We start from the raw sequence: 25,816 nt of genomic DNA, 5'->3' as shown, positions 1-25,816 counted from the left end.
GGGGATTGCACCGTCCATAAAATTCTGCAAAAAAAGAGCTGCCGCGGCAGCTTATTTTTTTATCGTAGGAACGCGAAAGACAAGCACGATGACATGCGCCGTCCACACGATGCCGATCGCGATGCGTGCGTGCGGAGGGTCGGCCACGAGAAAGGAGACGCCCATGAGCACGGTAACGGGGAGCATGACGCGCAGTTTTTGGACGATGGTCATGCCGCGCCGTCCGCTGTGCATGAGAAGCATCGTCTGTCGATAGATGCGCGTGGCCTGCAGCCAGCGATCGAGGCGATGCGACCCGCGCGCAAAGCACCAGGCAGAGAGCAGGACGAACGGCACGGTCGGCAGGATGGGGAGGAAGGCGCCGAGGATGCCGAGCCCGAGACTGACGAGGCCGAGCGCGATAAATAAAAATTTTTTTAAGATCATAGGCGGCGTTCTCTTGAAATGAAATATGTTCTCATGGGGATGAGAATAACATGGGGCGAAGAAAATGGCAACGCGGCATTTTGTAGTTTTTTTGATTTGTGCTATAATAAAAAACGGTTTTTAGTGACTCCGGATTCATAGGGGAGTCATAGCGGAGAGGAATGAGACGAATACAATGATTCGGATGAAAAATGTCTCAAAGATATATGGGAATGGCGCGCTTGCGCTGGACCACGTGAACATTGAGATCGGAAAAGGAGAGTTCATCTTTGTCGTCGGTGTGAGCGGCGCGGGCAAGTCCACATTCATTAAGATGCTCTTTCGCGAGGAGCTGCCGACGGAGGGGGAACTCTTCGTCAACGGACATGATGTTGTTCATATGAATGTAAAGGATGTACCGTATCTCCGGCGGGGCCTTGGCGTCATCTTCCAGGACTATCGTCTGCTGTCGGACAAGACGGTCTATGAGAATGTGGCGTTCGCGATGCGCGTGATCGAGGCGCCGCGCCAGATGATCCAACGCCGTGTGAACGCCGTGCTCGACGTGGTCGGGCTGCGGGACAAATACCGCAACTTCCCCTCGCAGCTTTCAGGCGGCGAGCAGCAGCGCGTAGCGATCGCGCGCGCCATCGTCAACGATCCTGCGATCCTCATTGCGGACGAGCCGACGGGCAATCTCGACCCTGAGACGAGTTGGGATATCATGGATATCTTCAAGCGTATCAACGCAGCAGGTACGACGATCGTCATGGCGACGCATGACAAGGGCATCGTCGACACAATGCAGCGCCGCGTGGTCGCCATTGAGGGCGGTCACATTGTACGTGATGAGATGCGCGGAGGATACGGATATGAAGATTAGGACCGCCGAATACTATGTCCAGGAGGTCTTTCGATCGCTGCGCCGCAACAACTGGATGACATTTGCCGCTGTCGGCACAGTTGCAGTCTCGCTCTTCATCCTCGGCGTGTTTCTCATCCTCGCGCTCAATATGAACCGCGCGGCATCTCTCCTTGAGTCACAGGTACAGATCAGCGTCTATATGGAGGATGATCTGAGCGAAGAAGAGGAGGAGGAACTGGGCGCAAAGATCCGTGCGCTGCAGGGAATCGAGTCTGTGAAATACGTTGGGCGCGAAGAGGCACGCGCGCGTCTCTCTGAGCGCCTGGGCGAGCAGAAATATCTGCTCGATGCGCTCGGAGAAACAAACCCTCTGCCAAACGCATATGAGGTGACTGTACGCCAGCCAGACATGGTGGAGACAGCGGCACATCAGATCGAGCGTATGTCCGGCGTAGAGTCAGCGAAATACGGACAGGATGTTGTGCAGCATCTCTTCGACATTACGCGGCTTGTGCGTATCTTTGGCGTCATGCTCATTCTGCTGCTCGGCGGCGCGACCGTTTTTATCATCGCGAACACGATCCGCCTGACGGTATTCGCGCGGCGGCGTGAGATCGCGATCATGAAATACGTCGGCGCTACGGACGGATTCATCCGCTGGCCGTTCGTGCTTGAGGGCGTCGTGCTCGGCTTCATCGGCGGACTGATCTCAGCCATCGTTCTGCGCAGTTTCTATGCGGGTGTGGCGAGCAAGGTTTACGATACACTTGCCTTCTTCCCGCTGATTCCGCAGTCGCCATTTATGAACTATGTCGGTCTCATCATCATCCTGCTCGGCATGGCGATCGGTGCGACCGGCGCATGGGTGTCGCTCAAGCGTTTCCTGAGGGTGTAATTGATGAGATCAGAGATAAAAAGGGGCCTCTGCGCAGCTCTTGCCACTACATTACTTGCCGCAGGGCAGGGAGCTGCGGCAACGCTTGAGGAGGAACGCGACAGCTACGACGCGCAGGTCGAGGAACTTGGACGACAGAGTGCTGAACTCGCCGGAAAGATCGACTCTCTCTCCGAGCAGAAGCGCATTCTGGATGAGGCGGCGGACGAGGCGATCGCCGAGCATAAAGTGCGCCGTGCCGAGCTGAATGAGACGCTCGCGCGCCTTGAGGAGAACGAGGAGAAACTCGAAATTACGGAGCGCGCATACGAGCGCAAGCGCGATGTCCTCGGCAGACGCGTACGCGATATCTACATCAACGGACAGATCTCCTATGTGGACGTCCTCTTTGGCGCAAAGGATTTTTCGGATTTCCTTACGCGCATGGATCTCCTCAAGCGCGTCATCAAGCAGGACTATGATCTCGTGCACGGGATTCTCGCCGACCGTGACGCGATGCGTGCCCTCAAGGAGGAGCTGGAGAAGGACCGAGCGGAACAAGAACCGCTCGAGAAAAAGGCACGTGAGGCACGTCTGGCGATGGAGGACAAGGTCGCACAGCAGCAGGTACTCATCGAGCAGATGAAATACGATAAGGCGACAATCGACCGACAGCAGGATGAATCCCGCGCCGCATCGGAGCGCATCACGCGCATGCTTCAGCGCAGCGGACTGCGCAATCTCCCCGTGCAGGGCTCGGGGGCGATGATCTGGCCGCTCGCAGGCTCGATCACATCGGATTTCGGATGGCGCACGCACCCGATCACGGGCGCACAGCGCTTCCACAGCGGCATTGATATCGGCGGTGACTACGGCGATCCGATCTATGCAGCGCAGGCGGGAACCGTCGAATATGCGGGCTGGATCTCGGGCTACGGCAATGCTGTCATCATCAACCACGGCGGCGGCATCTCGACGCTCTACGGCCACTGTCAGTCGCTTGAGGTGAGTACGGGGCAGAGTGTGGCGCAGGGCGAGCTGATCGCGGAATGTGGTTCTACGGGCAACTCGACAGGTCCGCACTGCCATTTTGAGGTGCGCGTCAACGGCGAGCCGGTGAACCCGCTCGCTTACCTTTGATTGAGCGAAAGAGGATATGAACAGAAAGAAACTCATTTTAACCATCGTCCTGTCCGCAGCCTTTGGGAGTATGCTGACTGTCTTGTTCGCCGGCGGCCTCCTGCGCATGACGGGGATCTACGGCGATGATGTTCTGCGCCTCTTTGGCGTGATGAAGTTCATACAAGCACGCTATGTGAGCGCACCCGATACGACGGCGCTCATCGACGGAGCGATCAACGGCATGGTCGCATCGCTCGGCGATCCGCATTCCGTCTACATGCCGCCCGATATGTTCAAGGAGCTGCGCCAGCATACCGAGGGCGCCTTCGGCGGCATCGGCGTGACGATGGGGTTCAAGGACAGGACGGTGAAGATCATCTCCGTTCTTGAGGGGACGCCCGGCGAGGCGGCGGGTCTGCGCGCAGGAGACGAGATCCTGACCGTGGACGGCACGCCGACGAGCGAGATGCAGAGCGAGGAGGTCGCTCTGCGCATTCGCGGTGAAGCGGGGACGAATGTCCTCCTGCGCATCCTGCGCGACGGGACAGAGCAGGAGTATACGATTACGCGTGCCGTCATCCAGGTGCCTTCCGTGCGTGGCGTAATGATCGAGGGGACGACGATCGGCTATATTCGCATTGGCTCTTTTGCCGAGCACACAGGCGAGGAATTCTCCGCTGAGATGAAGCGTCTTGCGGGCGAGGGCATGACGGCGCTCATCATCGACCTGCGCGAGAATCCGGGCGGCCTCATCACGAGCTGTGTCGCTGTCGCCGAGCAGATCGTGCCGGAGGGCCCAATCGTCTCCGTGATCAACCGCGACGGTGACGAGGAAGTCTACAAATCACATCTCACCGCGCGGAAATATCCCATCGCCGTACTCATCGACGAGAACAGTGCGAGCGCGTCAGAGATCCTCGCAGGTGCGCTGCAGGATACGGGTGCGGCAGAGATCATCGGCACAACTTCCTACGGCAAGGGATCTGTACAGGCAGTCCTGCCGCTCTTTCACGAGGATGGGCTGAAACTGACGATCGCAAAATATGTGACACCGAATGGACGCTCCATTGACGGTACAGGCATTACGCCGGATATCATTGTCGATCGTTCACCGAAGGATGTGACAGACGCACAGTTCGAGGCGGCAAAGCAGTGGCTCCTGGAACATCCGACGCTCTAATATAAAAATAATGGGATTCTAAGAAATAATTAGCGCCCCTGCGTTAGCATGGGCGCATTATTATGGATGTATTTTTGATTTCCTAGTAGGAGGCCTTTATGTACGATCAACGGTACAGGCCGCGCCGCCGCCGGATGTTTGCCGCGCTCGCTCTGAGTACGGCACTCTTCCTTCCGGTATCTGCGGATGCGATGAGCCTTACGCTCGAAGAGGCGATCAATACGGCGCTTGCTGCAAACACGGGACTGCGTATCACGCATGAGGGCGAGCGGACGGCAGACGCCGCGCTGAAGCAGGCACGCGGAAAGAACAGCGTCTCGGTGACAGCGAGCGATACGCTGCGTACGAGCAAGGCAAAGGATGAGAGCGCACAGGCGAGCAACGGCGTGAATCTGTCGGCGAGTCTTCCGCTTTACAGCGGCGGTGCGAACCAGGCGAGCATCGAATCCGGCGAAATCGGTGCGCGTGCCGCGCGCTTTGCGACGGAGCGTGCCCGTGAAGAACTGAAGTATGAGGTGATCTCTGCGTATTGGAACGCGGCGGAAGCGCTCAAGAAGATTGATGTGCAGCGCGACACCGTGAACAAATACGATGCGCATCTGCAGAATGTGACAGCGCTTTACGGCGCCGGGGCACAGGCGCGCATTGATGTCCTCCGCTCCTCCGTAGAACTCTCGAATGCACGGCAGGAACTTATCCGTGCGGAGAATACCTACGAGGTGAACCTTGCGGCACTGCGCAATCTGCTGAACATCGATCGTGCAGAGCCGATTCAGCTCACAACGGAGGTTGCTTATCAGCCCTTTGAGACCTCCATGCAGGACTGCATTGCATATGCCTATCGAAATCGACTCGACCTCGCGGCAGAGCGGCAAAAGCTTCGTCAGCGCGAACTTGCCGTCGATATCGCAAAGGCGGGCAAAAAACCGACCGTGGATCTCACGGTCGGATCGGGGCTCACGAGCCAGTTCCGTCCACGGCACGATACGAGTTCGGATGTGTCCGCGTCCGTCGGTGTTCGGTGGAACATCTTTGACAGCGGCGTGACGCGCGGACAGATCGAGGCGGCGGAGGCGGAGCGTGACATTGCCCTGCTGAACGTGAAGAAGACGGAAGAGACCATCGATCTGGATCTCAGAAAGGCCTATCTCAATATGCGCGAGGCGGAGAAGCGCTTCACCTCGACGGGGGATGCGGTCCAGCAGGCACAGAACGACTACTACATCGCAAATGAACGCTATCGTGCGGGTGAGGGCATTTTGCTTGATATTCTCGATGCGCAGGCCGCCCTGTCGACGGCGCAGCAGAATGCAATCAGCGCGCGCTATGACTATGCGCGCTATCGGGCACAGGTTGAGAGCATTATGGGGGAGGCCCTTACCGACAGCGAGCATGCGGCGGCGAACGAGCTCTTCTCTGTGACGCAGGAAGAGCGTGATGCTGCGCAGGCGGCGTATGCAGAGGCAGGATCGAAGGCAGCAGCGCAGAAGGGGGCGCAAAAATGAAGCGAAGAACAATCATCGGCATCGGCCTATTGACTGCCGTATTGGCCGCCGGCGGCGCCTATCTCTACTATGCCTCAAGCGAGGCGGACAAGTCCGCACAGGCTGTGGAAACGTTTACGGTACAGCGCATGGATATCAAGTCCACGGTCGAGGCGACCGGTACGATTCGCCCGGTGGATTCTGTCGAGGTCAGTTCGAAGATCACGGCGCGCATCAACTCTGTCCTGGTCAAGGAGAACGATACCGTCACGGCCGGGCAGGTTGTTGCAACCCTCGACGGCAAGGACTATGAGGCAAAGCGCGACCAGGCAGCGTACCGCGTCACGAATACGCGCGCCAAGTACAACCGCATGAACTATCTGGAAAGCATCGGAGCAAAGTCCAAATCCGATCTCGAAGATGCCGAGTACAACTATGACACGGCGCAGTCGAATCTAGAGGAAGCGAACTCGGATGCCAACGAGACCATCATCACTGCACCGATCTCGGGCGTTGTCGTCGGCGAGCCGAAGACCGTCGGAACAATGGCGGTACAGGGCTCGGATAATCCGACTGTCATCATGCGCATTGCCAACCTCTCCGCAAAGCAGATCAAGGCAAAGGTCGATGAGACTGACATCGGCAACATTCGCATCGGACAGGAGGCGACATTTACCGTCGACGCTCATGCGGATGAGACGTTCAAGGCCCGTGTCTCGAAGATTTCGCAGACCGATGTATCCAACAGCTGGGATACGAGCTCGTCGGGTTCGTCTTCCACGTCCACGAGTGCAAGCGTTATCTACTACTATGTGACCCTTGATGTGGAGGACCCCGAGAACCTCCTTCTGCCTGCGATGACGGCGCGCGTCGTCATCAATACGGCGGACAGGAACGACGCGCTCGTCGTGCCGCTCTCTGCGCTTAAAACGGATGCGGCGGGCTCGTATGTGCTCGTGATGAACGAAGACGGCACGCAGGAGCAGCGTTATGTTGAGACCGGCATCTACAGCGATGAGTACGTGGAGATCCTGTCCGGGCTCAGCGATGGAGAGCGCGTCGTCAATACCTATAAGGCAAAGACATCAGCGTCTAAAAACGGACATGACGACGGGCCTCCGCCGTTTTGATGCGGGGTGATCTCAATGGAAAAAAAGGAGACGCCCACGATCAGCCTGCGCGGCATTCGGAAACTCTATCGCATTGGCGGGGAGACGCTCGCAGCGCTCGACGGCATCGATCTGGATATCGGACGCGGGGAATTTGCTGCACTCATGGGACCCTCGGGGTCGGGAAAATCCACGTTGATGAACATTCTCGGCTGTCTCGACCGTCCGTCTGAGGGCTCGTACAAGCTCGACGGTGAGGAAGTCGCAGGGCTCGGCGATGATGCGCTGGCACTCACGCGCAACAAGAAGATCGGCTTCGTCTTTCAGAACTTCAACCTGCTTCCGCGTATCTCGGCACTCGATAATGTCGCTCTTCCTCTCGTCTATGCGGGGATAAAGCGGCGCGAGCGCTTGGAGCGGGCACAGGAAGTGCTGTCCTCCGTCGGCCTCGCCGACCGCGGACAGCATCTGCCGAACGAACTCTCGGGCGGACAGCGTCAGCGCGTCGCCATCGCCCGTGCGCTCGTCAACGAGCCGCATATCATCATGGCGGACGAGCCTACGGGAAACCTTGACACAAAATCTACGAAGGAGATCATGGACATCTTCGAACGGATGCATGAGAGAGGACATACGATCATTCTCGTTACGCACGAGCCTGAGATCGCCGTGCGCGCGAGCCGGCAGCTCCTCGTCCGCGACGGCAGGATCACGCGCGATGAAGGGAAGGGGGTCGTGATGGATGTTGTTTAAAGAATGCTTCGGCATGGCGGTCAACGCCCTCCTCGCGAACAAGCTCCGTTCCCTGCTCACGATGCTCGGCATCATCATCGGCGTCGGCGCCGTCATTGCGATGGTATCCATCGGCATGGGCGTGCGCACGAGCGTTGCAGACTCCTTCGCCAGCCTCGGCTCGAACATGCTCATCATCATGCCGGGATCGACCAATCACGGAGGTGTGCGCGGCGCAGCCGGCTCACGCAAATCGCTGAAGTATGATGATGCCAAGGCGATTGAGAGCAAGATCAAAGGCATCGACTACGTTTCCCCCACGGTTTCTTCCTCGTATCAGGTTGTCAATGGTAATCTGAACTGGAATACTTCGGTGGAGGGGGTCACGCCCGAACTTATGCAGATTCGTGCGCTGAAGGTGGAAAACGGGTCGTTCATTTCGGCCAGCGATATGAATAAGCGCAGCCGCGTCGCCGTGATCGGACCGACCGTCGCGGCGAACCTGTTCGGTGCGGAGAATCCCGTCGGACAGAACATCCGCATCAACAACCAGCCGTTCAAGGTCATCGGTATCACGGCATCCAAGGGGCAGTCCATCGGCCAGGATCAGGACGATGTGATCTACATTCCGCTGACGACGGCGCAGGAGCGCATGCTTGCGATCACCCATATACATTCGGTCAACATACAGGTATCGAGTCCGGAGAAGATGGATCAGGTACAGGCGGAGATCGAGAACCTCCTGCGGCAGCGCCACCACATCCGTGCCGGCATGGAGGATGACTTTACCGTCCGCAATATGACCAGTCTCATGGAGAGCTTCACGGAGAATACCAATATGATCACGCTGCTCCTCGGCTCGATCGCGAGCATCTCGCTGCTCGTCGGCGGTATCGGCATCATGAACATTATGATGGTTTCGGTGACCGAACGCACACGTGAGATCGGCATCCGCAAGGCACTCGGCGCGACCTCGTCGAACGTGCTCATGCAGTTCATGATCGAGTCCATGGTCATCGGCATCGTGGGCGGAGTTATCGGCATCGCGAGCGGGATCTTGCTCTCCAAAGCGATCGGTGCCTTCGGCGGGCTCACGACCACCGTCGATATCCTGCCGGTGCTCGTTTCTTTCTCCTTCGCCGTCGGGATCGGCCTTTTCTTCGGCATCTATCCCGCACGCAAAGCCGCACGCCTCGATCCAATCGATGCTCTGCGGTATGAATAGGATTTGAACAGCAGCTGAATATAGCAAAAAAGCCCGTGCGGGGTTGTTCCCGCCGCGGGCTTTTCCCATCTCTGCAGTTATTTATTGATGATCAGCGCCATGAAGACGAGGTCCTCCGTGTCGGAGGCATTGGCAATGGCATGCACCTCTCCGTCTGCGCAGAACGTCGTTGTACCGGGACCGATCTCGATCTCCGTGCCGTTGTCGTTGTAGCGGGCGCGCCCCGAGAGAATGTGATAGGTCTCGGTATTGCCCTCGTGTTTGTGCACACCCATCGACGCATGGGGCGGGATCGTTACGCGCGCGTACATCGCGCACTTTCCGTCGAGCTCTGCCGGGCTGAGCAGCTTTTGAATGTGGATCGTGCCGCTGCCGCCGAACCGCTTCTCGGCATCAATGTGCTCGGATTCGATGATTGCCATAGAAATGGATCTCTCCTTTGTAATTGGACACAGTTTCTGATAGAATGAGAAAACGAAGCGCGTATGAAGACGTGTTTCGTTGTATGTTCTAAAATATTCGCGATGGAGGCGTATTTTCCTTTTTTATGATCTATATTTTGAAATTCGGGGCGGCTTGGATTCTTCCGCCGGGCATTTTTATTCTTGTGATGCTTGCGGCTGCTGCATGGCTTTGGAAAAAATGCGGGGCGCGGCTTGCCGCCGGAGTCCTTTGCGGAATTGCGTGTGCACTTTACCTGCTCTCGACGGGGGCGGCTGCCGACTCCCTGATGGGAAGCCTCGAACGGACGTACGAGGTGCCTGTGCATCCGCAGGGGGATATCATCGTCATGCTTGGCGGCGGGGCAATCGCCGATGTGCGGGATGTGGACGGTACGGGGATGCTCGCGCAGAGTCCCTCCTCACGTCTCCTCGCGGTGCTCCGTCTCCATCGCCGCTATCATCTGCCGATCCTCCTCTCGGGCGGACAGGTGTTCAGCGATACGGGCTCGGAGGCGGAGATCGCGCGGCGTGTTCTGCGCTCGCTCGGTGTGCCCAGCGAGATGATCTATGTGGAGACGCACAGCCGCACGACGGGGCAGAACGCGCGCTATTCGGCGGAGATTCTGCGCCGCGAGGGCTTTGCGCATCCCATCCTCGTGACTTCAGCATTTCATCTGCCGCGCGCCGTGCTCAACTTTGAGAAAGAGGGAGTTGCGGTGACGCCCTACCCGACGGACTTCTGGGTAAGCGGCAACCCGCAGCTCTATGCGCTCAAATTCGCGCCGAACGCATCGGCACTCCTCACGAACACTGTATTTCTCCAAGAAAAGCTTCGGACTTTTATAACGAGGTATTTGGAATGACAAAGAATCTGACCGAGGGAGATCCCGCGCGGCTGATCTTCTTCTTTGCCTTGCCGCTTGTCGCGGGGAATATGATGCAGCAGCTCTACGCCTTCATCGACACGCTCATCGTGGGGCGCTTTCTCGGGGTAAATGCACTTGCGGCAGTCGGCTGTACAGGCAGTCTTATGTTTCTCACGCTGGGCTTCATCATGGGATTCTGTACGGGCGTCACCATCTATACGGGGCAGCGCTTCGGTGCGGGCGATGCGCAGGGCGTACGCAGGAGTGCGGCGGCATGCGTCGTGCTCGGCATACTCGCGGTACTCACACTGACGGCAATCATTCTGCCGCTGACGCGCAGTCTGCTCCTGCTGATGGAGACACCGGCTGAGATCATCGACGGCGCGCAGGACTTTATCTCCATCGTCTTTGCGGGGCTGACAATCTTCCTCCTGCTCTATTTGCAGAACTGTCTCATCCGCTCGCTCGGCGACAGCACAACGCCCACGATCTTCCTTGCCGTTACGCTCGCCATCAACGTCGCGCTCGAGCCGGTCGCCATTCTTGTGCTTGGCTGGGGCATTCCGGGAGCAGCGCTCGCGACCGTATTCTCGCAGGCGATTGGAGCAGTTTTGTTTTTTGTCTACATTTGGCGGCGCGTGCCGGCGCTCCATACGCGCTGGACGGATTGGAAGCCAGATCGTGCCGTCCTCATGGCGCATCTGCGTATGGGTCTCCCCATGGCGTTCCAGGCCTCCGTCATTGCATTCGGTGCGATCATCCTGCAGGTAGCGCTGAACAATCTCGGCGCGATTCCAGTTGCGGCGTATGCGGCCACGCAAAAGATCGACGCCGTCGCCGTCATGCCCATGCTCTCCTTCGGCTATGCGCTGGCGGCGTATACCGCGCAGAACTATGGCGCGCAGAAATACGAGCGCATCCGCATGGGCGTGCGTGCCTGTCTCAAAATGTCAATGGCGTTCGCCGTGGCCATCGGCGCGCTGCTCATCGCATTCGGCTCGCATGTGCTCGCCCTCTTCGTCGGCGCGGACGCGGCAGGAGCAGAGGAGGTCATTGCCTACGGGGAGACCTTCCTCCTCGTCAACGGATCAACCTATGTTATCCTTGCCCTCCTGCTTGTCTACCGCAATGTCCTGCAGGGACTCGGACAGAGTGTCATACCGACGATTGCGGGCGCGATGGAGCTCCTCATGCGCGCAGCTGCAGCGATCTTCCTCTGTACGTATCTCGGCTTTTTCGGCGCATGCCTTGCGAATCCGCTCGCATGGATCGGCGCTGCCGTTCCCGTTGTGCTTGCATACCTTTGGACGGAGAAAACGCTGCGCCCTGCGGCGGAATAAAATAATTCACAAACAGAAAAAGAGCAGAGTTCAATCTGCTCTTTTTGTATGCGCAATGTCTTTACGGGGGGGTGAAATATGCTATGATTTGTCCTGTGGGTAATAGGATTCATTGGAGGTTTTGCTATGATAAAGAAGATGACAACAGTTATGCTCCTGCTTGCTGCACTCTGCATGGCTCTGGCAGGATGCGGGAAACAGCCCGGCAGGGAATTTGTCGGGACGTGGAAATACTCTGGACAATATAGAGGTGAACACTATGATAAAACATATGATATTTTCTATGTTATTGAAAAAGCTCAGAATGGAGATACTGCATATATCGTTACAAAATATGAGCTAAAAAATGATGTTGCAAAACCTTCTGGGGAAACAAAACTTGATACCAACAAGAAACAATTCCCTGCGCAGTATAAAGACGGGATTCTTGAAAAAGATTTTTCAGTCAAATATTATATTCAAGACGGGAAACTCGTAGCAGACAAGCATAGTTACGACCGCGTCAGCGACAAATCCATGACATTCGACGAGATGAACAACGGGCGCGGCTACCCAGAGCCGAAATAAACAGTAGCCAATAAAAAAGGGCATCGATGGAAGCAGTACATTTCCATCGATGCCCTTTTCTTGCGAAGAATCTCAAAGCATATTCTGCAGAAACTCCTTTGTCCGTTCTTCTCTCGGTGCGCTGAAGAACTCGGCCGGAGGGCCCTGCTCGACGATGACGCCGTCCTCCATGAAGATGATGTCGGTCGCTGCCTCGCGTGCGAATGCCATCTCGTGCGTGACGACGATCATAGTCATACGCTCGGCGGCGAGGGCGCGCATGGTGCGCAGCACCTCGCCCGTGAGCTCAGGATCGAGCGCGGAGGTCGGCTCGTCAAAGAGCATGATGTCGGGCCGCATGGCAAGCGCCCGTGCGATGGCGACGCGCTGCTGCTGTCCGCCGGAGAGCTGACTCGGGTAGTAATCCTCGCGGTTCACGAGGCCGACCTTGGCGAGAAGCTCACGCGCATAGGGGAGAATCTCGTCCCGCTTCATGCCTTTGACATGGCAGGGCGCTTCGATGAGGTTCTCGATGACGGTCATATGCGGGAAGAGGTTGAACTGCTGGAAGACCATGCCCGTCGACATGAGGATGCGCCGCACGTCGTTGGTGCTCGCGTAGGTCGCTGTTGTGCCGCCGGGATTCGTCCAACAGAGTTTCTCCCCGCGGATCGTAATATTGCCGCGGTCGATGGTCTCGAGCTTGTTGATGCAGCGGAGCAGGGTAGATTTCCCTGAGCCGGAGGGGCCGATGATGGCGAGCACCTCGCCGCGCGTGAGACTGAGATCGATGCCGCGCAGAACCTCGAGACCGCCGAAGGATTTGCAGATGCCGGTCATGCGGAGCATGACGTCCGCATCAGTTCTCGTATCTGCCATAGTGCACCTCCAGTTTTTTGAATCCATAGGTGAGCACGGCGGTCATCGCGAGGTAGAAGATGCCGGCGATGAGGAAGGGGGTCATGTCGAACTCGCGCTGGACGATCGTGCGCGCAACGCGCAGCAGGTCATTCATGGCGAGGATGTAGACGAGTGAGGTATCCTTGACGAGGTTGATGGTCTCGTTGCTGACGGGAGGGAGTGTGATGCGCAGCACCTGCGGTAGGATGATGCGCCGCATGGTGAGCGGCGCGCTCATGCCAAGCACGCGCGCGGCCTCGAACTGTCCGCGCGGCACCGCCTGGATGCCGGAGCGGAAGATCTCGGCGAAGTACGCCGCGTAGTTGAGGACGAAGGCGAGAAGAGCCGCCGCGATGTCGGGGAGCATGATGCCGATCATCGGCAGGGCAAAGTAAACAAAGAGCAGCTGCAGCATGAGCGGTGTACCGCGCATGATCCAGATGTAGACCTCGAGCAGACGGCTGAGTATGCGGAAACGCGAAAGCCTCCCGAGCGCGGCAAAGAGGCCGAGCGGGAGGGAGAGAGCGAGGGTCACGCAGAAAATTTCGAGGGTAACGGTCGACCCCTCGAGCATCAAAAGAGCAGTATCGAGTATCTTATCCATTCATTTCATCCCAGTCGTCAAAAAGAAGCTGCCGCACAAAACGGCAGCTTCCTTTGGTTTTGTTTATTTTGTGATGTCTTTGCCGAACCACTCGGTGGAGATCTTTGCTATGGTACCATCTGCTTTCATCTCGTCGATGACTTTCTGCACCTCGCTCTGCAGCGCCGTGTTATCCTTTGCGAATGCAATGCCGAACTCGCTCACAGGGCCAACGACAATCGGGAGTGCTTCCAGCTCATCCGGATGCTTGCTCATGTAGTAGCGGCCGACGATCTCATCGCCGATGACCGCATCAAGACGGCCGTTCTCGAGGTCCATGAATGCTGCGACATAGTCGGGGTACTTCTTGACCTCCTTGACCTCATTCTTGTAGAAGTCCGTTGTATCGGTGTACTCCTCGGCGGTGCTGGCGCTCTGAACGCCGATCGTCTTGCCCGCGAGGCTCTTCTCGTCCGAGACGGCGGTGCTGCCCTTCTTCACGAAGATGATCTGGCGGTTGTCCATGTAGGGATTTGAGAAGAGCATGTTCTCCTTGCGCTTCTCGGTGATGTCGAGCCCATTCCAGAGGATCTGTACGCGGCCGCTCTTGAGTTCGGCCTCCTTGCTCGACCAGTCGATCGCCTTGAACTCGACTTCACGGCCGAGACGCTTTGCTGCCTCCTTGGCAAGGTCAACGTCGAAGCCGACGATCTCGTTTTTCTCATTTTTAAAGCCCATCGGCGGGAAATTATCGTCGAGTCCTACGACGATCTTGCTCTTGTCTGCGCCTTTGTCCGGCGCAGCCGCCTTGTCTCCGCCGCAGCCCGTGAGCAGCGCCGCCGCGCAGGCAAAGACTGCCGTGCCCGTCAGGATTTTTTTCCAGTTCATTGCAGTATCTCTCCTTAAATTAATTACCCCTTTAATAAGATAAAGCACTAACGTAGGCTATTATACGTTACAAATTAAAATAAAGTCAAGAATTATTTTCTGCAAGGCAGGTTTTTTTTAATAAAGGTCGAAATATCTATAAGTGCAATGATTTCGTACGTGATCAACAACGTAAACCGAGGGAGGGCTTACATTGCGTGCAATATCCGTGGATGATCTGGAAAATGGAATGATACTTGCGCGAACGATCGTCAACGCCAAGCGTGTGGTGGTCGTGTCTGAGAATACAGAGCTGACGCAGGCGCACATCACGCGTCTCAAATTTCTCAAGATTCCCGTTGTCTACATTAAGGATGAGACCGAGCTGAAGGAGGAACGCTCGCCCATCTTCTCGCGCAGCAACCTCTTTATCAAGCAGTATGAGAACGTCGTCGGGACGGCAAAGTCCATCTTTGAAGAGACAAAGCGGACAGGGAATGTGCCGGTCGAAGAAACCAACGAGATGGTGCAGGAAGAGCTGCTGCCGCTCTCGCGACGCAGCGGGACGATCGACTATCTGAACGAGATCAACCATCTGGCGAGCGACATCTACAACCACTCGCTCCGCGTTTCGATCCTTTCGGGCGTCTTCGCGAAGTGGATGCGCCTCGACCGTGAGACGGCAAAGGACATCGTACTCGCGGGATTCCTGCATGATATCGGAAAGTCGAGGTTCGACCAGCGTCTGCTCGAAAAGAATATTGAGACGCTTGAGGGAGAGGACTATGAGCGGTATATCCAGCATACAGTGGACGGTGCGCAGATCCTCAACCATGTTGCCGGGCTGACGGAGGGCGTTCGGCTCACCGCGCTGCAGCACCATGAACGGATGGATGGGAGCGGATTCCCCTTTAACATCCAGGGGGATGATATTCATCTTTATGCGCGCATTGTCGCGGTGGCAGATCTCTATGATAATATCACGATTGAGCGCGAGGGATATCCGCGCCGCACGCCGTTCGACGCGGTGACAGAGATCGCACGGCAGATGTATACTGCACTTGATCCGCAGGTCTGCATGCCGGTGCTGACGAATATCAAGAATGCGTTCCTCGGTTCGCGCGTGCTGCTGAGCAATCATCGCGAGGGGACGATCACGGCATATCCGCACGGTGTTGTGCCGCTCCCGATCATTACGATCTCGGAGGATGAGGTCATTGATCTCAACGAGAATAAAAATATTACAATCGTAGAATATAACCCGAAATAAAACAGCAAAGCATGCAAAGAGCCCATCGATTTTCCGATGGGCTCTTTACTGTTGTGTCAGCGGACCGTCTGCAGTGTGTTATACCATTTGAGCACTTCGTCATAGCAGGGCTGCAAATGTTCGACCGGGATATTCTCGCGCCTGCAGCACGCGATCACCTTATCCCAATCGCCCTGCTCGTAGGCGATAACGAGATCGAGCACATGACGGAGGATATTGTCTTCGCCGAGCAGCGCCGCGTTGAGTTCGGATGAGAGTCCAACTTCTTTGAGCACCTCTTCCATCGGCTGGCTCAGCAGAACGTCCAGGAGCGAGAACATGCCGAGCAGGAAGCCGGTATCGGGCGTGAGATCGGGACGTTTGATCTCGTGGGCGATCAGCTCGCAGAACTTTGCGCGCAGAAGTGAGATCGTGAAGAGCTCGGGCGGTTTATCCTCAGAGAATGTCTGGAGGCTGATGAGGGTCACCCAGCGGCGCATGCCGCCGGATCCAAGGAGGACCGCCGCCTGCCGCAGGTTCGAGATGTGATAGGTGAGACCGATGCCGACGGAATTGATATACGTGAGCAGCTTGTGAACAAGGTTCGTATCCGAGGAGATTACATTGATGATCGCGGAGAAATCGAAGTCCTGACGGTTAACTTCCTTTAGGAGACGTATCTGCGAGAGCGCGTTGCTCGTGAGCTTTTTCTTATGCAGGACAACGGGCTTGCAGAAGAAATATCCCTGGAAGAGGACATAGCCGTATTCGAGGGCCTGGTGGAATTCCTCCTCGGTTTCGATCTTCTCGGCGAGCAGACGCACATGTCCCGGCAGAATCTCGCGCAGGCGTTTGCGTTCCTCCGGATCCTCCGTGATTCGAAAGTCCACCTTGATGATGTCCGCCATGTCGATAAGCGGCTCGTAGCCCGGCAGAAGGACGAAGTCGTCGAGGGCAATTTTGTATCCCTCGTCCTTGAGCTCCTGTACGGCCTCCAAAATCGCGGGCGTCGGCTGTACCGTCTCGAGAATCTCCACAACAATGCTGTCTGCCGGCAGAAGCTGCGGCGCACGGTTCAGCAGATTTTTTTCGGTAAAGTTGATGAACGCCTTCTTGTCCGAGACCAGTTTTTTCATGCCGAAGTCCAGCATGGTATTCACCATGACGCTCTGTGTCGCCACGTTTCCGTCGAGACTCGGATCGAAAGCATTCTTGAGACCGCTGCGAAAGAGAATCTCGTATGCGTATACGTTCTTTTTCTGATCCAATATGGCTTGCCGCCCGATAAATGCTTCTTCCATAAGAGAGCCTTTCTGTGTCATTACACCGAATTACTGCTGTATCCATTCGATATCTTAAATTATAGTAAGAGAATTATAGCATATATTATGCGAAAAAGAAATGAAAAAGACTTTCTTTAATGTTATAATGGTGAAAGTTCATAAAATTGGAAGTGATTGATTTTGCTTAACGATATACAAATCGGACGCTATCTGCCTGGAGATTCGTTCCTGCACCGCATGGATCCGCGCGTGAAGATTGTCCTGCTCTTTTTCTTTTTGCTGCTGATCTTCTTTGTCGAGAATGCGGCCGGCTTTGCCGCGCTCGCATGCGCTGTCGCACTTCTCATGGTGTTCTCGCGGGTTCCGCTCATGATGCAGCTGCGCTCGATCCGTCCGATTCTCTGGATCGTGCTCTTCACCTTCGCTGTGCATCTTTTTATGACGCCGGGCACGGAGGCGTTCCGGATCGGATTCCTCACAGCGACGTGGGAGGGGATTGTGCGCGGCGCATACATTGGACTGCGCCTTATTCTGCTGATCCTTCTCAGCACACTGTTGACGCTGACGACGAGTCCTCTGCGTCTGACCGACGGCCTCGAGGCGCTGCTCTCTCCGCTGCGGCGTGTGGGTGTGCCGGTACACGAACTCGCGATGATGATGACGATTGCTCTGCGATTTGTACCGACACTGCTCGAGGAACTCGACCGCATTATGAAGGCGCAGAAGGCACGCGGGGTGGACTTTGAACGCGGAAATATCATGCAGCGCCTGCGTGCGATTGTGCCGGTTCTTGTGCCGCTTTTTCTCTCGGCGTTTCGCCGCGCGGACGAACTCGCACTCGCGATGGAGGCGCGCTGCTATCGCGGCGGCGAAGGACGTACGCAGATGAAGGAACTCCGCACGGGCCGGCTGGACTATGCGGCGATCGGCATATTCTTTCTCGGAGCGGCGGGGATCTGCGCCGTGAGTTTCGGAGGGCTGACCCTTGCGCCCTGAAAATGTGGAGATGATGAAGCGGCGCGCGCGCAATCTCGCGTTGAAAATTGCCTATGACGGAACGCGCTATCATGGCTTTCAGCGGCAGTCACCGCCTGTTGTTGCCGTGCAGAACGCCCTCGAGGCAGCACTTGCGGAGGTATGCGGGGAGACAGTGGAGCTTGCCGCTGCCGGCCGCACGGACGCGGGTGTGCATGCCTGCGGGCAGGTGGTGAATTTCTTTACGGACGGACGCATCCCGACGGAACGTCTGCCGCGTGCGGTGAACGGACTCCTGCCGCCGGATATTGCCGTTACGGATGCATGGGAGGCGGCGCGTGATTTCAGCGCGCGGCACAGCGCGAAGGGCAAGGCATATGTCTATCGCATGGAGCAATGCACAGTGCCGAATCCCTTCACGCGCAATTATGCGTGGCAGATCTTTCGTCCACTTGATGTGGAGGCGATGCGTGCGGCACTTGCCATGCTTGTGGGGACGCATGATTACAGTTCCTTTCGTGCGGCGGGCGGCGCCCCAATGTCGCCTGTGCGCACAATCGATGAGATACGGCTGGAGGATGAGGGAGAAGGCCGCCTGTCATGCTATCTGCATGGGAACGGATTCCTCTACCATATGGTGCGCAATATCATGAGCACGGTCGTCAGTGTGGGGCAGGAGCGCATCTCTGTGGGACGTTTTGCGGAGATTTTTGCTGCGCGCGACCGTCGCCTTGCGAGTCCGACGGCGCCTGCCTGCGGACTCTATCTCCTTCACGTGGACTATGATGCGGCGCCGCAAAAATCGGCGGATTAAAGGGAGAACGGCATGGAGCAGGAAGCACTGCAGCGTCTGGTGACGGAAGCTGCACGCGAGGTGCGGCGCGGTACATCTGAGGACGGTGTCCGCGGCAGTCACGTCCTTACATTGGTCAATATTATTCTGGATACGGCGCTGGAAGAAGAGGCGACCGATATTCACCTCGAGCCCATGGGCGGTCGGCTGCGCATCCGCATGCGTGTGGACGGACTGCTGCAGGAGAATCCCGTGCAGTTCCCGGCGGAGCTTGCGCCGGTGATCATTGCGCGGCTGAAAGTAATGGCGGGCATCGATACGGCAAAGCGCAATCGCCCGCAGGATGGACAGATCCGCTATGTGCACGGCGGGCGCACGATCGATATGCGTGCGGCCGTGCTGCCTGTAGTGGACGGGGAGCGTATGGTCGTGCGAATCATGGACGCGGCGGAGCGTTTTCTCGGCTGTGCGGAACTCGGTTTTACACCGCGCAATCAGGAGATCTTCGAGCAGCTGATTCGTCGGCCGACGGGGCTGCTGCTCCTCTGCGGTCCGATGAACTCAGGCAAGACGACAACGCTCTATGCGGCGCTCTCGGCGCTGAATGATCCAAGCTGTCATATCATGACGCTTGAGGACCCGGTAGAGCGGCGCATCGAGGGCATCAGTCAGTTTCAGGTGCATCCGGAGGCGGGGCTGACCTTTGTTGCGGGACTGCGTGCGGCGCTCCGACAGGATGCGCAGAAGATCCTGCTTGGGGAGATCCGCGATCGAGAAACCGCGGAGATGGCCGTGCGCATTGCGCTCACAGGACATGCGCTCTTTTCAACGCTGCATACGGAGGATACGGTTTCGGCGGTCTTTCGCATGATCGAGATGGGCGTGCCTCCCTATTTGCTCGCGGCGACACTCTCGGGCGTGATTGCCCAGCGGCTCGTACGGCGCGTGTGTACGCACTGCCGAGAAGACTATATCGTGCTGCCGGGATCGCGCGAGGCAATCCGGCTTGGCGCGGACTATCATGAGGGGATGACTCTCGTGCGCGGGCACGGATGCGCACTTTGTCATGGGAGCGGATATCACGGGCGGATGGCGATCCATGAGGTGCTCCTCGTATCGGAGCGGATACGGGAGGCAATCCTATGCGGGAACAATAGGGACGCGCTGCGCAGAGCTGCGGAGGCGGACAGCGTGGAGACTCTGTGGCAGGACGGCATGGCAAAGGCGTGTGCCGGAGAGACGACGTTGGAGGAGGTAGAGAGAGCGCTCTATGGATGAGAAAGGAAAGTGGAAGGAACTCCTTCAGCATATGATTGCGGTCGAGGCATCTGATCTCCATGCGGCGCCGGGGCAGTGCGTTCGGATACGCAGAGACGGAGCTCTTGTATCGGATGCATTCGTTCCGAGTGCTTCTTTTATGGATGCGCTGCTGGGCGAGATGATCTCGGAGGGCCGCCGTGCGATCCTCCCTGGACATGATGTTGATTTTTCGTGGACATATGCAGGCCGTCGCTTTCGCGGGAATGCCTACCATATGGAGAATGGGATCGGACTGGCTCTGCGCCTCCTGCCTGCACGCATCATGACGCCGGATGAGATCGGCATGCCGGATGCGCTGCGCTCCATCGCTGACGTGCGGGACGGTCTGGTGCTTGTCTGCGGACCGACGGGCGCGGGTAAGACGACGACGCTCGCGTCGTTGATCGAGGTCATCAATCAGACACGGCGTGTGCATATCATTACGCTTGAGGATCCGATCGAATATATTTTTTTGCCCGCATCCGCGTTTATCAGTCAACGGGAGCTGGGCCGCGATTTTTCTTCCTTCCCGGATGCTGTGCGCTCCGCTCTGCGTGAGGATCCCGACATCCTGCTCGCCGGCGAGATACGAGACCGTGCGACGATGGAAGCGGCGCTCATGGCGGCGGCGACAGGCATACTCGTACTCGGTACGCTCCATACGCGCAGTGCGGCGCAGGCAGCGATGCGCGTGGAGAGTATGTTCCCGGCAGATGTGCGGGATGCCGTGCGTGCGCAGTTCGCCGATGCCGTGACGGGGATCTTTGCGCAGCGGCTTCTTCCGCGTGTGGGCGGAGGCCGCGCTGCTGCGTTCGAGGTGCTTCGTGCCATGCCGGCGGTGCGCAATATTGTGCGGAATGGGCAGTACAGCCAACTTTTCTCTGTGATGATGAGCGGCGCGGAGCAGGGGATGCAGACGTCTGAGATGGCGGAGGCGATGCTGCGCTCGAAGGGCATTATCGTATGAGGACATTCTCCTATCGTGCCCGCACGACGGATGGAGCAGAGGTGCGCGGGCATCTTGCGGCCGAGAGTGCGCCCGCGGCAGTGCGGGCGCTTGCGGCGCAGGGCAGAATGGTCGTACGTCTTGAGGAACGGAGGGAATTTCATCTGCCGTCGTTCCTGCGTATGCGCAGCAACATCACGGCGGAGGAGAGGATTGCATTCTTTCATGAATCGGCGGCTCTTCTCCAGGCAGGCATGCCTGTCCATGAGGCGCTTGCACGTCTCGCGGAAGCGGCGAAGGCTTCCTCGGCTGCCTATGGAAAACTTGTCGCGGAGCTGCATCGGTCGGTGACGCGCGGAACGGCGCTGTCGCAGGCGATGGAGATGCATCCACAGGCGTTCGCGCCGAGTGTTGTCGGCATGGTGCGCGCGGCGGAGGAGAGCGGTACGCTCGATGTGATCCTGCGGGAGACGGCCGAATTTCTTACAGAAGGCCATGTTATGCGCGAATCTTTGCGGAGTGCGCTTGCTTATCCTCTTTTTTTGCTCGCTGCGGCGACGGCATCGCTGCTGCTCATGACAATATTCGTTCTGCCGATCTTCGCTGCGCTCCTGCGCGATCTGCGCGCCGAAGTACCTCTGCCTACGCAGCTGCTCCTCACGCTCTCTGATATTGCTGCTGCAGAGCCTTATCTCATTCCTCTCAGTATTGCCGTGGTTTTCGCCGCCGCTGCAGCGCTGCTGCGCATGCCGAAGGTGCGGTTTCGCTTGGATGAGCTGCTCCTGCGCATTCCCGTACTCGGTACATTCATATGTCTTGCGGAGTGGCGCATGATCCTGCGTACGCTTGCCATTCTCATGCGCAGCGGGATTCGTCTGGATCGTGCTGTGAGCCTTGCGCGTTCCGTCACACAGAACCGTGCACTTTCGCATCGCCTTGTACAGATCGAGCAGGGACTCCTGCAGGGGCGGACGTTTGCGCAGACGACGGCGCGGGATCCGTATCTGCCGATCCTTGTGCGCGGCATGCTTGCGGCGGGGGATGCCGCGGGCGATCTCGAACGCCTGCTCTGGCAGACGGCGGACTATTGTCAGCGCAGATCGGCGCAGTACGCAGCGCGTATGGAAGCGCTTGCCGAACCCGTGATGACCGTCTTTATCGCGGCTGTGATCTTCTTTGCCGTGCTTTCTTTCCTGCTGCCCGTCTTTGACGCAATGGATGCGTTGATGTAGGGGGCATCAAAAAACGGCCGCACATCGCAGTGATGTGCGGCCGGCCTTTTATGCCGTCTGTTATTTTCCTGCAAAGGCGAATTTCTGACCCTGTGAGAGCGGAGGAACGGCGCCTCCTTCCAGTTCGATCTGCCCCGGCATTGATCCCTTTGCATTGAAGAGGAGGGTGCAGTGTCCGCTCTCGCGGATCGTGTCGTTCACGTTCTCTCCAATGCGTGTGACCTTGTATTTCTGCTTTCCGAGCGAGAACGTGTCGCCGACGGCAATATCTCCCTTGAGTTCGCCGGGCGTATGCTCGACAACCATCTCGGCGAGGTTCGGATGAGCGCCTTCATCGAGCAGAATAACACTGTTGTTGGTCTCGAGGAACTTGCGCGCCAACTTGCCGATAGCCGTGACGGTACCCTCATACTTTACATTCATATATGATTCCTCCCCAGGTGCTCCGGATTTATGAATTTCCCTTAACCATTCTATCACATGGTTTTCGCGTTGTAAAATCTTTTCACCGGCCGTGCGCATTGACAACAGAAAAGGAAATTAGTACACTTTTATTTAGAAGAAACCGGATCGTGCGGAGACTCAATGTGCGTTCTGACCATCTTTCTGCATATATTTTCGTCAACATCGTCAGTTTTCTCGCTGCGTTTGGTCTGATCTTCGTCTTCTTTCGTCCTGAGGAGTGAGCACTGTGGAGAATTTTGACAAGAGCGCAATTGACGCCCGCCTTGCGGAGGGCTTTCCCTTCACGCACCGCTGGCACAACCGCTTTCATCTGGAGATGCCGTTTGGCCTCATCAACGACCCGAACGGGCTGACCTACCACAACGGCGCCTACCATATTTTTTACCAGTGGAATCCCTTCGGCTGTGCGCATAAGAATAAGTCGTGGGCGCATACGAAGACGCGGGATTTCTGCACCTATGCCGTTCCGCATCTGGCGCTCTGGCCGACGGATGAACATGACAAGGACGGCTGCTACTCGGGCTGCGCCGCAGAGGAGGAAGGGCGCCTGCGTGTTCTCTACACATGCAATGCGAAGGATGAAGCAGGCAATCGGAGGTCCGTACAGCGTTTCGGCACCTATACGAAGGCAGCGGGCGCAGTGAAGAAGGAAGAGATCATTATCGACGGTCCTCCTCCGGGCTTTACGGCACATTTTCGCGACCCCTATCTATTTGACTGGCGCGGTACCCGTCACCTTGTCATCGGCGCACAGACAGAGGAGAAGCGCGGCTGTGTGCTTGTCTACCGGGAGACGGCGGACGGCTGGATGTTCCTCGGGGAATTCCGGACGCAGCTGAAGGATTTCGGCTATATGTGGGAGTGTCCGAACCTGCTCTCCTTCGGCGACTATGATGTGCTCGCATTTTGCCCGCAGGGTGTGGAGGCGCGTGCATACGACCGACAGAACGTCTATCAGGCAGGGTATATCGTGGGACATGCCTCTATGGACGCGATGGAGATGCTCATGCACGGGCGCTTCAAGGAGCTCGACCATGGCTTTGACTTCTATGCGCCGCAGATTCTGACGCACGAAGGACGGCATATCCTGATCGGCTGGATGGGGATGCCAGACCGCGAGGAGGAATACCCGACCCGGGAGGAGGGCTGGATGCACAGCCTGACTTTGCCGCGCGTGCTGACGCTCCGGCAGGGGCATATATTCTCCGAGCCGGCGCACGAGCTGAAGGCCCTGCGCCACCGCGAGACGGAACGCGCGCTTGAGGCGGAGGGGGAGAACTCGTTCAGTACGACGCTCTATGACCTTACGGAGATCATCCTTGATCTGACGATGGGGGATGCGTACACCATCTCTGTGGAACTGGTCTTTGGGCTTGAAAAGCTGGTCCTGCGCTATAACCGGCTGGAACAGGTCATGACCATTGACCGCAGCGGCATGAAGCTTGGCGGACGCGGCACCCGCACCTTCAAACTCTATGCCGAGCATACGCTGTCCCTGCGCATGTACGTCGATCACAGCGCCGTGGAGGTGTTCTTCCAGCACGGGGAGGAGGCGGCGGCGATTGCCGTCTTCCCGGAGAAGAACATCCGCCCGATGCTGCGCATCTTCTCCGATGTGGATATGACAGCACTCTCAGGTGTGCTCTGGGAGCTTGAACCGTTTCACTACGAGAGAATATCATAAAAATAAAAGAAGCGGCTGCATCTGACATGCAGCCGCTTCTTTGTGTGTCTGTTGTCAATGTGTATGATGGCTGTCCTTCAAAATGCCGACGATTGCCTTCTGCACGACGTCGAGTACATCCTGAAGCAGCGCATTGTACATCTCGCCGCCGTCGACGACGCCGCGGCCGTTTTCCGTGAGGAAGAATTTTTTCGGATGCTCTGACGATGCATATGCTTCATCAAATTTTGCCTTGACCAATGCTTCAAAATCCATGAAAAGTCCTCCTTCATACAATAAACAGTGCCTATATTATAGCATATTTTTCAAATGCTGTCCCAACTTATACAGATTTTTCTCAGCATGCTCAGGGGATGGGCATACAGTTGGCGAGCCAGGGAAGACCCCATGCGCGGCAATCCAGCCGCAGATCCTCGAGTGGGGCAATGAGCGGCGCAAAGGCGAGGCGCAGTTTGAAGCGGCTCAGGGTATGCATGTTTGCGCCGAAGATCGGGATGCGGTCCATCTGATAGACGCCTTCGGACGGCGTGGAGAGGCCGTAGTGAACGGTGAAGCCGCCCCGATATCCGGCCGCGCGTGTGATCTCCTCGATCTCTGCGTTGACGCGGCCGCCGGGATAGGCGATGTAGTGCATGTCATAGCCGAGCTTCTCGGAGAGCAGATCATGCGAGTCTGCAATCTCGTGACGCAGGTCATCGATGGATGTGAGCTCTGCCAGATTTGCATGCGTCATCGTGTGGCTTTCGAAGCGGATCAGCCCGGACTCTTTCATCTCCGCAATCTGATCCCATGTCAGATAGTTCGGGTAGGTGTTCGTGAAATCGTAGATGAGGAAGATAGTCGCTTTGAATCCGTACTTCTTCAGAATGGGATAGGCGTTCTCATAGTTGTCGGCATAGCCGTCATCGAACGTAATAATGACCGGTTTTTCCGGCAGCGGCGTTCCGTGTTCATAGGCGTCCATCATCTCGTCGATGGTGATCGTCGTGTATCCCTCGGCAGCAAGATAGGCCATCTGCGCCTCGAACTGGTCCGTCCACAGGGTGAGCGGGTTTCCGTCCTTATCCTCGACCTGATGATAGTTGAGGACCGGAACGCCGGGGGCAGAAGCCATCCCGACAAAGACTGCTGCGGCAAGGAGCCCGAACACGCAGAGGAGGATCAATATGAGCCGCTTAGGAGAGAATTTCAATTAAATTACCTTCTTTTTAGAATCCATACCGCGACCAGTGTAGCCGATACCTCGCCTTATGTCAAGCACTCTGCATGTGCTGGTTCGGCAGGAAAAAGCTTTGATAAAAATACATTTTCGGTCTATAATACGAGAGGTAAAGCATCTATGAAAGGAA

The 25,816-nt window shown here is 57.1% G+C and carries 27 protein-coding genes; 18 read left to right on the top strand and 9 right to left on the bottom strand.

The features are described from left to right. Window positions 1–51: 51 nt before the first annotated feature. Window positions 52–426 (bottom strand): YbaN family protein, encoded by a 375-nt coding sequence (locus HMPREF7545_RS00330; RefSeq protein ID WP_006693659.1) that lies wholly within the window; start codon window positions 424–426, stop codon window positions 52–54. Between the two features lie 175 nt (window positions 427–601). Between HMPREF7545_RS00330 and ftsE the strand changes: the two genes are divergently transcribed. From ftsE to HMPREF7545_RS00290, 8 genes are all read left to right on the top strand, one after another. After that, window positions 602–1,288 carry a cell division ATP-binding protein FtsE gene (ftsE, locus tag HMPREF7545_RS00325; protein ID WP_006693657.1) on the top strand — a complete coding sequence of 229 codons (687 nt, stop codon included), beginning with the start codon at window positions 602–604 and terminating at the stop codon, window positions 1,286–1,288. Further along, window positions 1,278–2,165 carry a permease-like cell division protein FtsX gene (ftsX, locus tag HMPREF7545_RS00320; RefSeq protein WP_006693656.1) on the top strand — a complete coding sequence of 296 codons (888 nt, stop codon included), beginning with the start codon at window positions 1,278–1,280 and terminating at the stop codon, window positions 2,163–2,165. The genes ftsE and ftsX overlap by 11 nt, the downstream gene beginning before the upstream one ends. Before the next feature lie 3 nt (window positions 2,166–2,168). Further along, complete coding sequence (locus HMPREF7545_RS00315) at window positions 2,169–3,284, top strand: murein hydrolase activator EnvC family protein (RefSeq protein WP_006693655.1); 1,116 nt, start codon at window positions 2,169–2,171, stop codon at window positions 3,282–3,284. A gap of 16 nt (window positions 3,285–3,300) precedes the next feature. Then, a complete protein-coding gene (locus HMPREF7545_RS00310) occupies window positions 3,301–4,446 on the top strand; it encodes a S41 family peptidase (RefSeq protein WP_006693654.1) in 1,146 nt (381 codons plus the stop codon). Between the two features lie 98 nt (window positions 4,447–4,544). Further along, the gene (locus HMPREF7545_RS00305; protein WP_040571061.1) at window positions 4,545–5,951 is read left to right on the top strand and encodes a TolC family protein; all 1,407 of its coding nucleotides are present in this window, start codon (window positions 4,545–4,547) and stop codon (window positions 5,949–5,951) included. Next, window positions 5,948–7,060 (top strand): efflux RND transporter periplasmic adaptor subunit, encoded by a 1,113-nt coding sequence (locus HMPREF7545_RS00300; RefSeq protein WP_006693652.1) that lies wholly within the window; start codon window positions 5,948–5,950, stop codon window positions 7,058–7,060. Before HMPREF7545_RS00305 ends, HMPREF7545_RS00300 begins: the two co-directional genes overlap by 4 nt. A gap of 15 nt (window positions 7,061–7,075) precedes the next feature. Next, window positions 7,076–7,792, top strand: coding sequence for an ABC transporter ATP-binding protein (locus HMPREF7545_RS00295; RefSeq protein ID WP_006693651.1), 717 nt, complete (start codon window positions 7,076–7,078; stop codon window positions 7,790–7,792). Next, window positions 7,782–8,996, top strand: coding sequence for an ABC transporter permease (locus HMPREF7545_RS00290; RefSeq protein WP_006693650.1), 1,215 nt, complete (start codon window positions 7,782–7,784; stop codon window positions 8,994–8,996). Before HMPREF7545_RS00295 ends, HMPREF7545_RS00290 begins: the two co-directional genes overlap by 11 nt. Before the next feature lie 77 nt (window positions 8,997–9,073). Here HMPREF7545_RS00290 and HMPREF7545_RS00285 read toward each other — a convergent pair whose 3' ends face one another. Next, complete coding sequence (locus HMPREF7545_RS00285) at window positions 9,074–9,418, bottom strand: cupin domain-containing protein (protein WP_006693649.1); 345 nt, start codon at window positions 9,416–9,418, stop codon at window positions 9,074–9,076. 125 nt (window positions 9,419–9,543) lie between these two features. Here HMPREF7545_RS00285 and HMPREF7545_RS00280 point away from each other — a divergent pair, with 125 nt between their 5' ends. The 3 genes from HMPREF7545_RS00280 to HMPREF7545_RS00270 all read left to right on the top strand — a co-directional run bounded on the left by HMPREF7545_RS00280 (window position 9,544) and on the right by HMPREF7545_RS00270 (window position 12,212). Then, entirely contained in the window at window positions 9,544–10,302 is a 759-nt protein-coding gene (locus HMPREF7545_RS00280) for a YdcF family protein (protein ID WP_006693648.1), read from the top strand. Continuing rightward, entirely contained in the window at window positions 10,299–11,645 is a 1,347-nt protein-coding gene (locus HMPREF7545_RS00275; RefSeq protein ID WP_006693647.1) for an MATE family efflux transporter, read from the top strand. Before HMPREF7545_RS00280 ends, HMPREF7545_RS00275 begins: the two co-directional genes overlap by 4 nt. A gap of 126 nt (window positions 11,646–11,771) precedes the next feature. Then, window positions 11,772–12,212, top strand: a complete 441-nt coding sequence (locus tag HMPREF7545_RS00270) for a hypothetical protein (protein ID WP_006693646.1) — start codon at window positions 11,772–11,774, stop codon at window positions 12,210–12,212. A gap of 72 nt (window positions 12,213–12,284) precedes the next feature. On the opposite strand, the gene HMPREF7545_RS00265 is transcribed toward HMPREF7545_RS00270, so the two are convergent. The 3 genes from HMPREF7545_RS00265 to HMPREF7545_RS00255 form a co-directional block, all read right to left on the bottom strand. After that, complete coding sequence (locus HMPREF7545_RS00265) at window positions 12,285–13,070, bottom strand: amino acid ABC transporter ATP-binding protein (RefSeq protein WP_006693645.1); 786 nt, start codon at window positions 13,068–13,070, stop codon at window positions 12,285–12,287. Next, the gene (locus HMPREF7545_RS00260; protein ID WP_006693644.1) at window positions 13,051–13,695 is read right to left on the bottom strand and encodes an amino acid ABC transporter permease; all 645 of its coding nucleotides are present in this window, start codon (window positions 13,693–13,695) and stop codon (window positions 13,051–13,053) included. Before HMPREF7545_RS00260 ends, HMPREF7545_RS00265 begins: the two co-directional genes overlap by 20 nt. A 63-nt stretch (window positions 13,696–13,758) precedes the next feature. Then, window positions 13,759–14,562 carry an amino acid ABC transporter substrate-binding protein gene (locus HMPREF7545_RS00255; protein ID WP_006693643.1) on the bottom strand — a complete coding sequence of 268 codons (804 nt, stop codon included), beginning with the start codon at window positions 14,560–14,562 and terminating at the stop codon, window positions 13,759–13,761. 229 nt (window positions 14,563–14,791) lie between these two features. Here HMPREF7545_RS00255 and HMPREF7545_RS00250 point away from each other — a divergent pair, with 229 nt between their 5' ends. Then, window positions 14,792–15,811 carry an HD-GYP domain-containing protein gene (locus tag HMPREF7545_RS00250; RefSeq protein WP_006693642.1) on the top strand — a complete coding sequence of 340 codons (1,020 nt, stop codon included), beginning with the start codon at window positions 14,792–14,794 and terminating at the stop codon, window positions 15,809–15,811. Window positions 15,812–15,867: 56 nt separating this feature from the next. On the opposite strand, the gene HMPREF7545_RS00245 is transcribed toward HMPREF7545_RS00250, so the two are convergent. Continuing rightward, window positions 15,868–17,091, bottom strand: a complete 1,224-nt coding sequence (locus HMPREF7545_RS00245; RefSeq protein ID WP_211204973.1) for an EAL and HDOD domain-containing protein — start codon at window positions 17,089–17,091, stop codon at window positions 15,868–15,870. A 162-nt stretch (window positions 17,092–17,253) separates the two neighbouring features. Between HMPREF7545_RS00245 and HMPREF7545_RS00240 the strand changes: the two genes are divergently transcribed. The 5 genes from HMPREF7545_RS00240 to HMPREF7545_RS00220 are packed head-to-tail and all read left to right on the top strand — an operon-like array spanning window position 17,254 to window position 22,318. Further along, a complete protein-coding gene (locus HMPREF7545_RS00240; RefSeq protein ID WP_040571059.1) occupies window positions 17,254–18,069 on the top strand; it encodes an energy-coupling factor transporter transmembrane component T family protein in 816 nt (271 codons plus the stop codon). 13 nt (window positions 18,070–18,082) lie between these two features. Continuing rightward, window positions 18,083–18,862, top strand: a complete 780-nt coding sequence (gene truA / locus HMPREF7545_RS00235) for a tRNA pseudouridine(38-40) synthase TruA (RefSeq protein WP_040571099.1) — start codon at window positions 18,083–18,085, stop codon at window positions 18,860–18,862. 12 nt (window positions 18,863–18,874) lie between these two features. Then, entirely contained in the window at window positions 18,875–20,119 is a 1,245-nt protein-coding gene (locus HMPREF7545_RS00230; protein ID WP_006693638.1) for a GspE/PulE family protein, read from the top strand. Further along, a complete protein-coding gene (locus HMPREF7545_RS00225; RefSeq protein WP_006693637.1) occupies window positions 20,112–21,107 on the top strand; it encodes a type IV pilus twitching motility protein PilT in 996 nt (331 codons plus the stop codon). The genes HMPREF7545_RS00230 and HMPREF7545_RS00225 overlap by 8 nt, the downstream gene beginning before the upstream one ends. After that, entirely contained in the window at window positions 21,104–22,318 is a 1,215-nt protein-coding gene (locus HMPREF7545_RS00220; RefSeq protein WP_006693636.1) for a type II secretion system F family protein, read from the top strand. The genes HMPREF7545_RS00225 and HMPREF7545_RS00220 overlap by 4 nt, the downstream gene beginning before the upstream one ends. 60 nt (window positions 22,319–22,378) lie before the next feature. Here HMPREF7545_RS00220 and HMPREF7545_RS00215 read toward each other — a convergent pair whose 3' ends face one another. Continuing rightward, entirely contained in the window at window positions 22,379–22,741 is a 363-nt protein-coding gene (locus HMPREF7545_RS00215) for a PTS glucitol/sorbitol transporter subunit IIA (protein WP_006696722.1), read from the bottom strand. A gap of 268 nt (window positions 22,742–23,009) precedes the next feature. Here HMPREF7545_RS00215 and HMPREF7545_RS00210 point away from each other — a divergent pair, with 268 nt between their 5' ends. Next, entirely contained in the window at window positions 23,010–24,467 is a 1,458-nt protein-coding gene (locus HMPREF7545_RS00210) for a sucrose-6-phosphate hydrolase (RefSeq protein ID WP_006693634.1), read from the top strand. Between the two features lie 54 nt (window positions 24,468–24,521). Here HMPREF7545_RS00210 and HMPREF7545_RS00205 read toward each other — a convergent pair whose 3' ends face one another. Both HMPREF7545_RS00205 and HMPREF7545_RS00200 read right to left on the bottom strand, forming a co-directional pair. After that, the gene (locus HMPREF7545_RS00205; RefSeq protein ID WP_006693633.1) at window positions 24,522–24,722 is read right to left on the bottom strand and encodes a hypothetical protein; all 201 of its coding nucleotides are present in this window, start codon (window positions 24,720–24,722) and stop codon (window positions 24,522–24,524) included. 91 nt (window positions 24,723–24,813) lie between these two features. Beyond that, window positions 24,814–25,659, bottom strand: coding sequence for a polysaccharide deacetylase family protein (locus tag HMPREF7545_RS00200; RefSeq protein WP_006693632.1), 846 nt, complete (start codon window positions 25,657–25,659; stop codon window positions 24,814–24,816). Window positions 25,660–25,816: the final 157 nt, after the last annotated feature.

The sequence above is a fragment of the Centipeda noxia ATCC 43541 genome (assembly GCF_000160555.1).
Classification (GTDB): Bacteria; Bacillota; Negativicutes; order Selenomonadales; family Selenomonadaceae; genus Centipeda; species Centipeda noxia.
This window is presented reverse-complemented; position numbering and strand designations above follow the sequence as displayed.

Coding starts and splice junctions, on each gene's coding strand:
- HMPREF7545_RS00330 (WP_006693659.1), bottom strand. CDS start 426: ATGATCTTAAAAAAATTTTTATTTATCGCGCTCGGCCTCGTCAGTCTC.
- ftsE (WP_006693657.1), top strand. CDS start 602: ATGATTCGGATGAAAAATGTCTCAAAGATATATGGGAATGGCGCGCTT.
- ftsX (WP_006693656.1), top strand. CDS start 1,278: ATGAAGATTAGGACCGCCGAATACTATGTCCAGGAGGTCTTTCGATCG.
- HMPREF7545_RS00315 (WP_006693655.1), top strand. CDS start 2,169: ATGAGATCAGAGATAAAAAGGGGCCTCTGCGCAGCTCTTGCCACTACA.
- HMPREF7545_RS00310 (WP_006693654.1), top strand. CDS start 3,301: ATGAACAGAAAGAAACTCATTTTAACCATCGTCCTGTCCGCAGCCTTT.
- HMPREF7545_RS00305 (WP_040571061.1), top strand. CDS start 4,545: ATGTACGATCAACGGTACAGGCCGCGCCGCCGCCGGATGTTTGCCGCG.
- HMPREF7545_RS00300 (WP_006693652.1), top strand. CDS start 5,948: ATGAAGCGAAGAACAATCATCGGCATCGGCCTATTGACTGCCGTATTG.
- HMPREF7545_RS00295 (WP_006693651.1), top strand. CDS start 7,076: ATGGAAAAAAAGGAGACGCCCACGATCAGCCTGCGCGGCATTCGGAAA.
- HMPREF7545_RS00290 (WP_006693650.1), top strand. CDS start 7,782: ATGTTGTTTAAAGAATGCTTCGGCATGGCGGTCAACGCCCTCCTCGCG.
- HMPREF7545_RS00285 (WP_006693649.1), bottom strand. CDS start 9,418: ATGGCAATCATCGAATCCGAGCACATTGATGCCGAGAAGCGGTTCGGC.
- HMPREF7545_RS00280 (WP_006693648.1), top strand. CDS start 9,544: ATGATCTATATTTTGAAATTCGGGGCGGCTTGGATTCTTCCGCCGGGC.
- HMPREF7545_RS00275 (WP_006693647.1), top strand. CDS start 10,299: ATGACAAAGAATCTGACCGAGGGAGATCCCGCGCGGCTGATCTTCTTC.
- HMPREF7545_RS00270 (WP_006693646.1), top strand. CDS start 11,772: ATGATAAAGAAGATGACAACAGTTATGCTCCTGCTTGCTGCACTCTGC.
- HMPREF7545_RS00265 (WP_006693645.1), bottom strand. CDS start 13,070: ATGGCAGATACGAGAACTGATGCGGACGTCATGCTCCGCATGACCGGC.
- HMPREF7545_RS00260 (WP_006693644.1), bottom strand. CDS start 13,695: ATGGATAAGATACTCGATACTGCTCTTTTGATGCTCGAGGGGTCGACC.
- HMPREF7545_RS00255 (WP_006693643.1), bottom strand. CDS start 14,562: ATGAACTGGAAAAAAATCCTGACGGGCACGGCAGTCTTTGCCTGCGCG.
- HMPREF7545_RS00250 (WP_006693642.1), top strand. CDS start 14,792: ATGATACTTGCGCGAACGATCGTCAACGCCAAGCGTGTGGTGGTCGTG.
- HMPREF7545_RS00245 (WP_211204973.1), bottom strand. CDS start 17,091: ATGGAAGAAGCATTTATCGGGCGGCAAGCCATATTGGATCAGAAAAAG.
- truA (WP_040571099.1), top strand. CDS start 18,083: ATGAAGCGGCGCGCGCGCAATCTCGCGTTGAAAATTGCCTATGACGGA.
- HMPREF7545_RS00230 (WP_006693638.1), top strand. CDS start 18,875: ATGGAGCAGGAAGCACTGCAGCGTCTGGTGACGGAAGCTGCACGCGAG.
- HMPREF7545_RS00225 (WP_006693637.1), top strand. CDS start 20,112: ATGGATGAGAAAGGAAAGTGGAAGGAACTCCTTCAGCATATGATTGCG.
- HMPREF7545_RS00220 (WP_006693636.1), top strand. CDS start 21,104: ATGAGGACATTCTCCTATCGTGCCCGCACGACGGATGGAGCAGAGGTG.
- HMPREF7545_RS00215 (WP_006696722.1), bottom strand. CDS start 22,741: ATGAATGTAAAGTATGAGGGTACCGTCACGGCTATCGGCAAGTTGGCG.
- HMPREF7545_RS00205 (WP_006693633.1), bottom strand. CDS start 24,722: ATGGATTTTGAAGCATTGGTCAAGGCAAAATTTGATGAAGCATATGCA.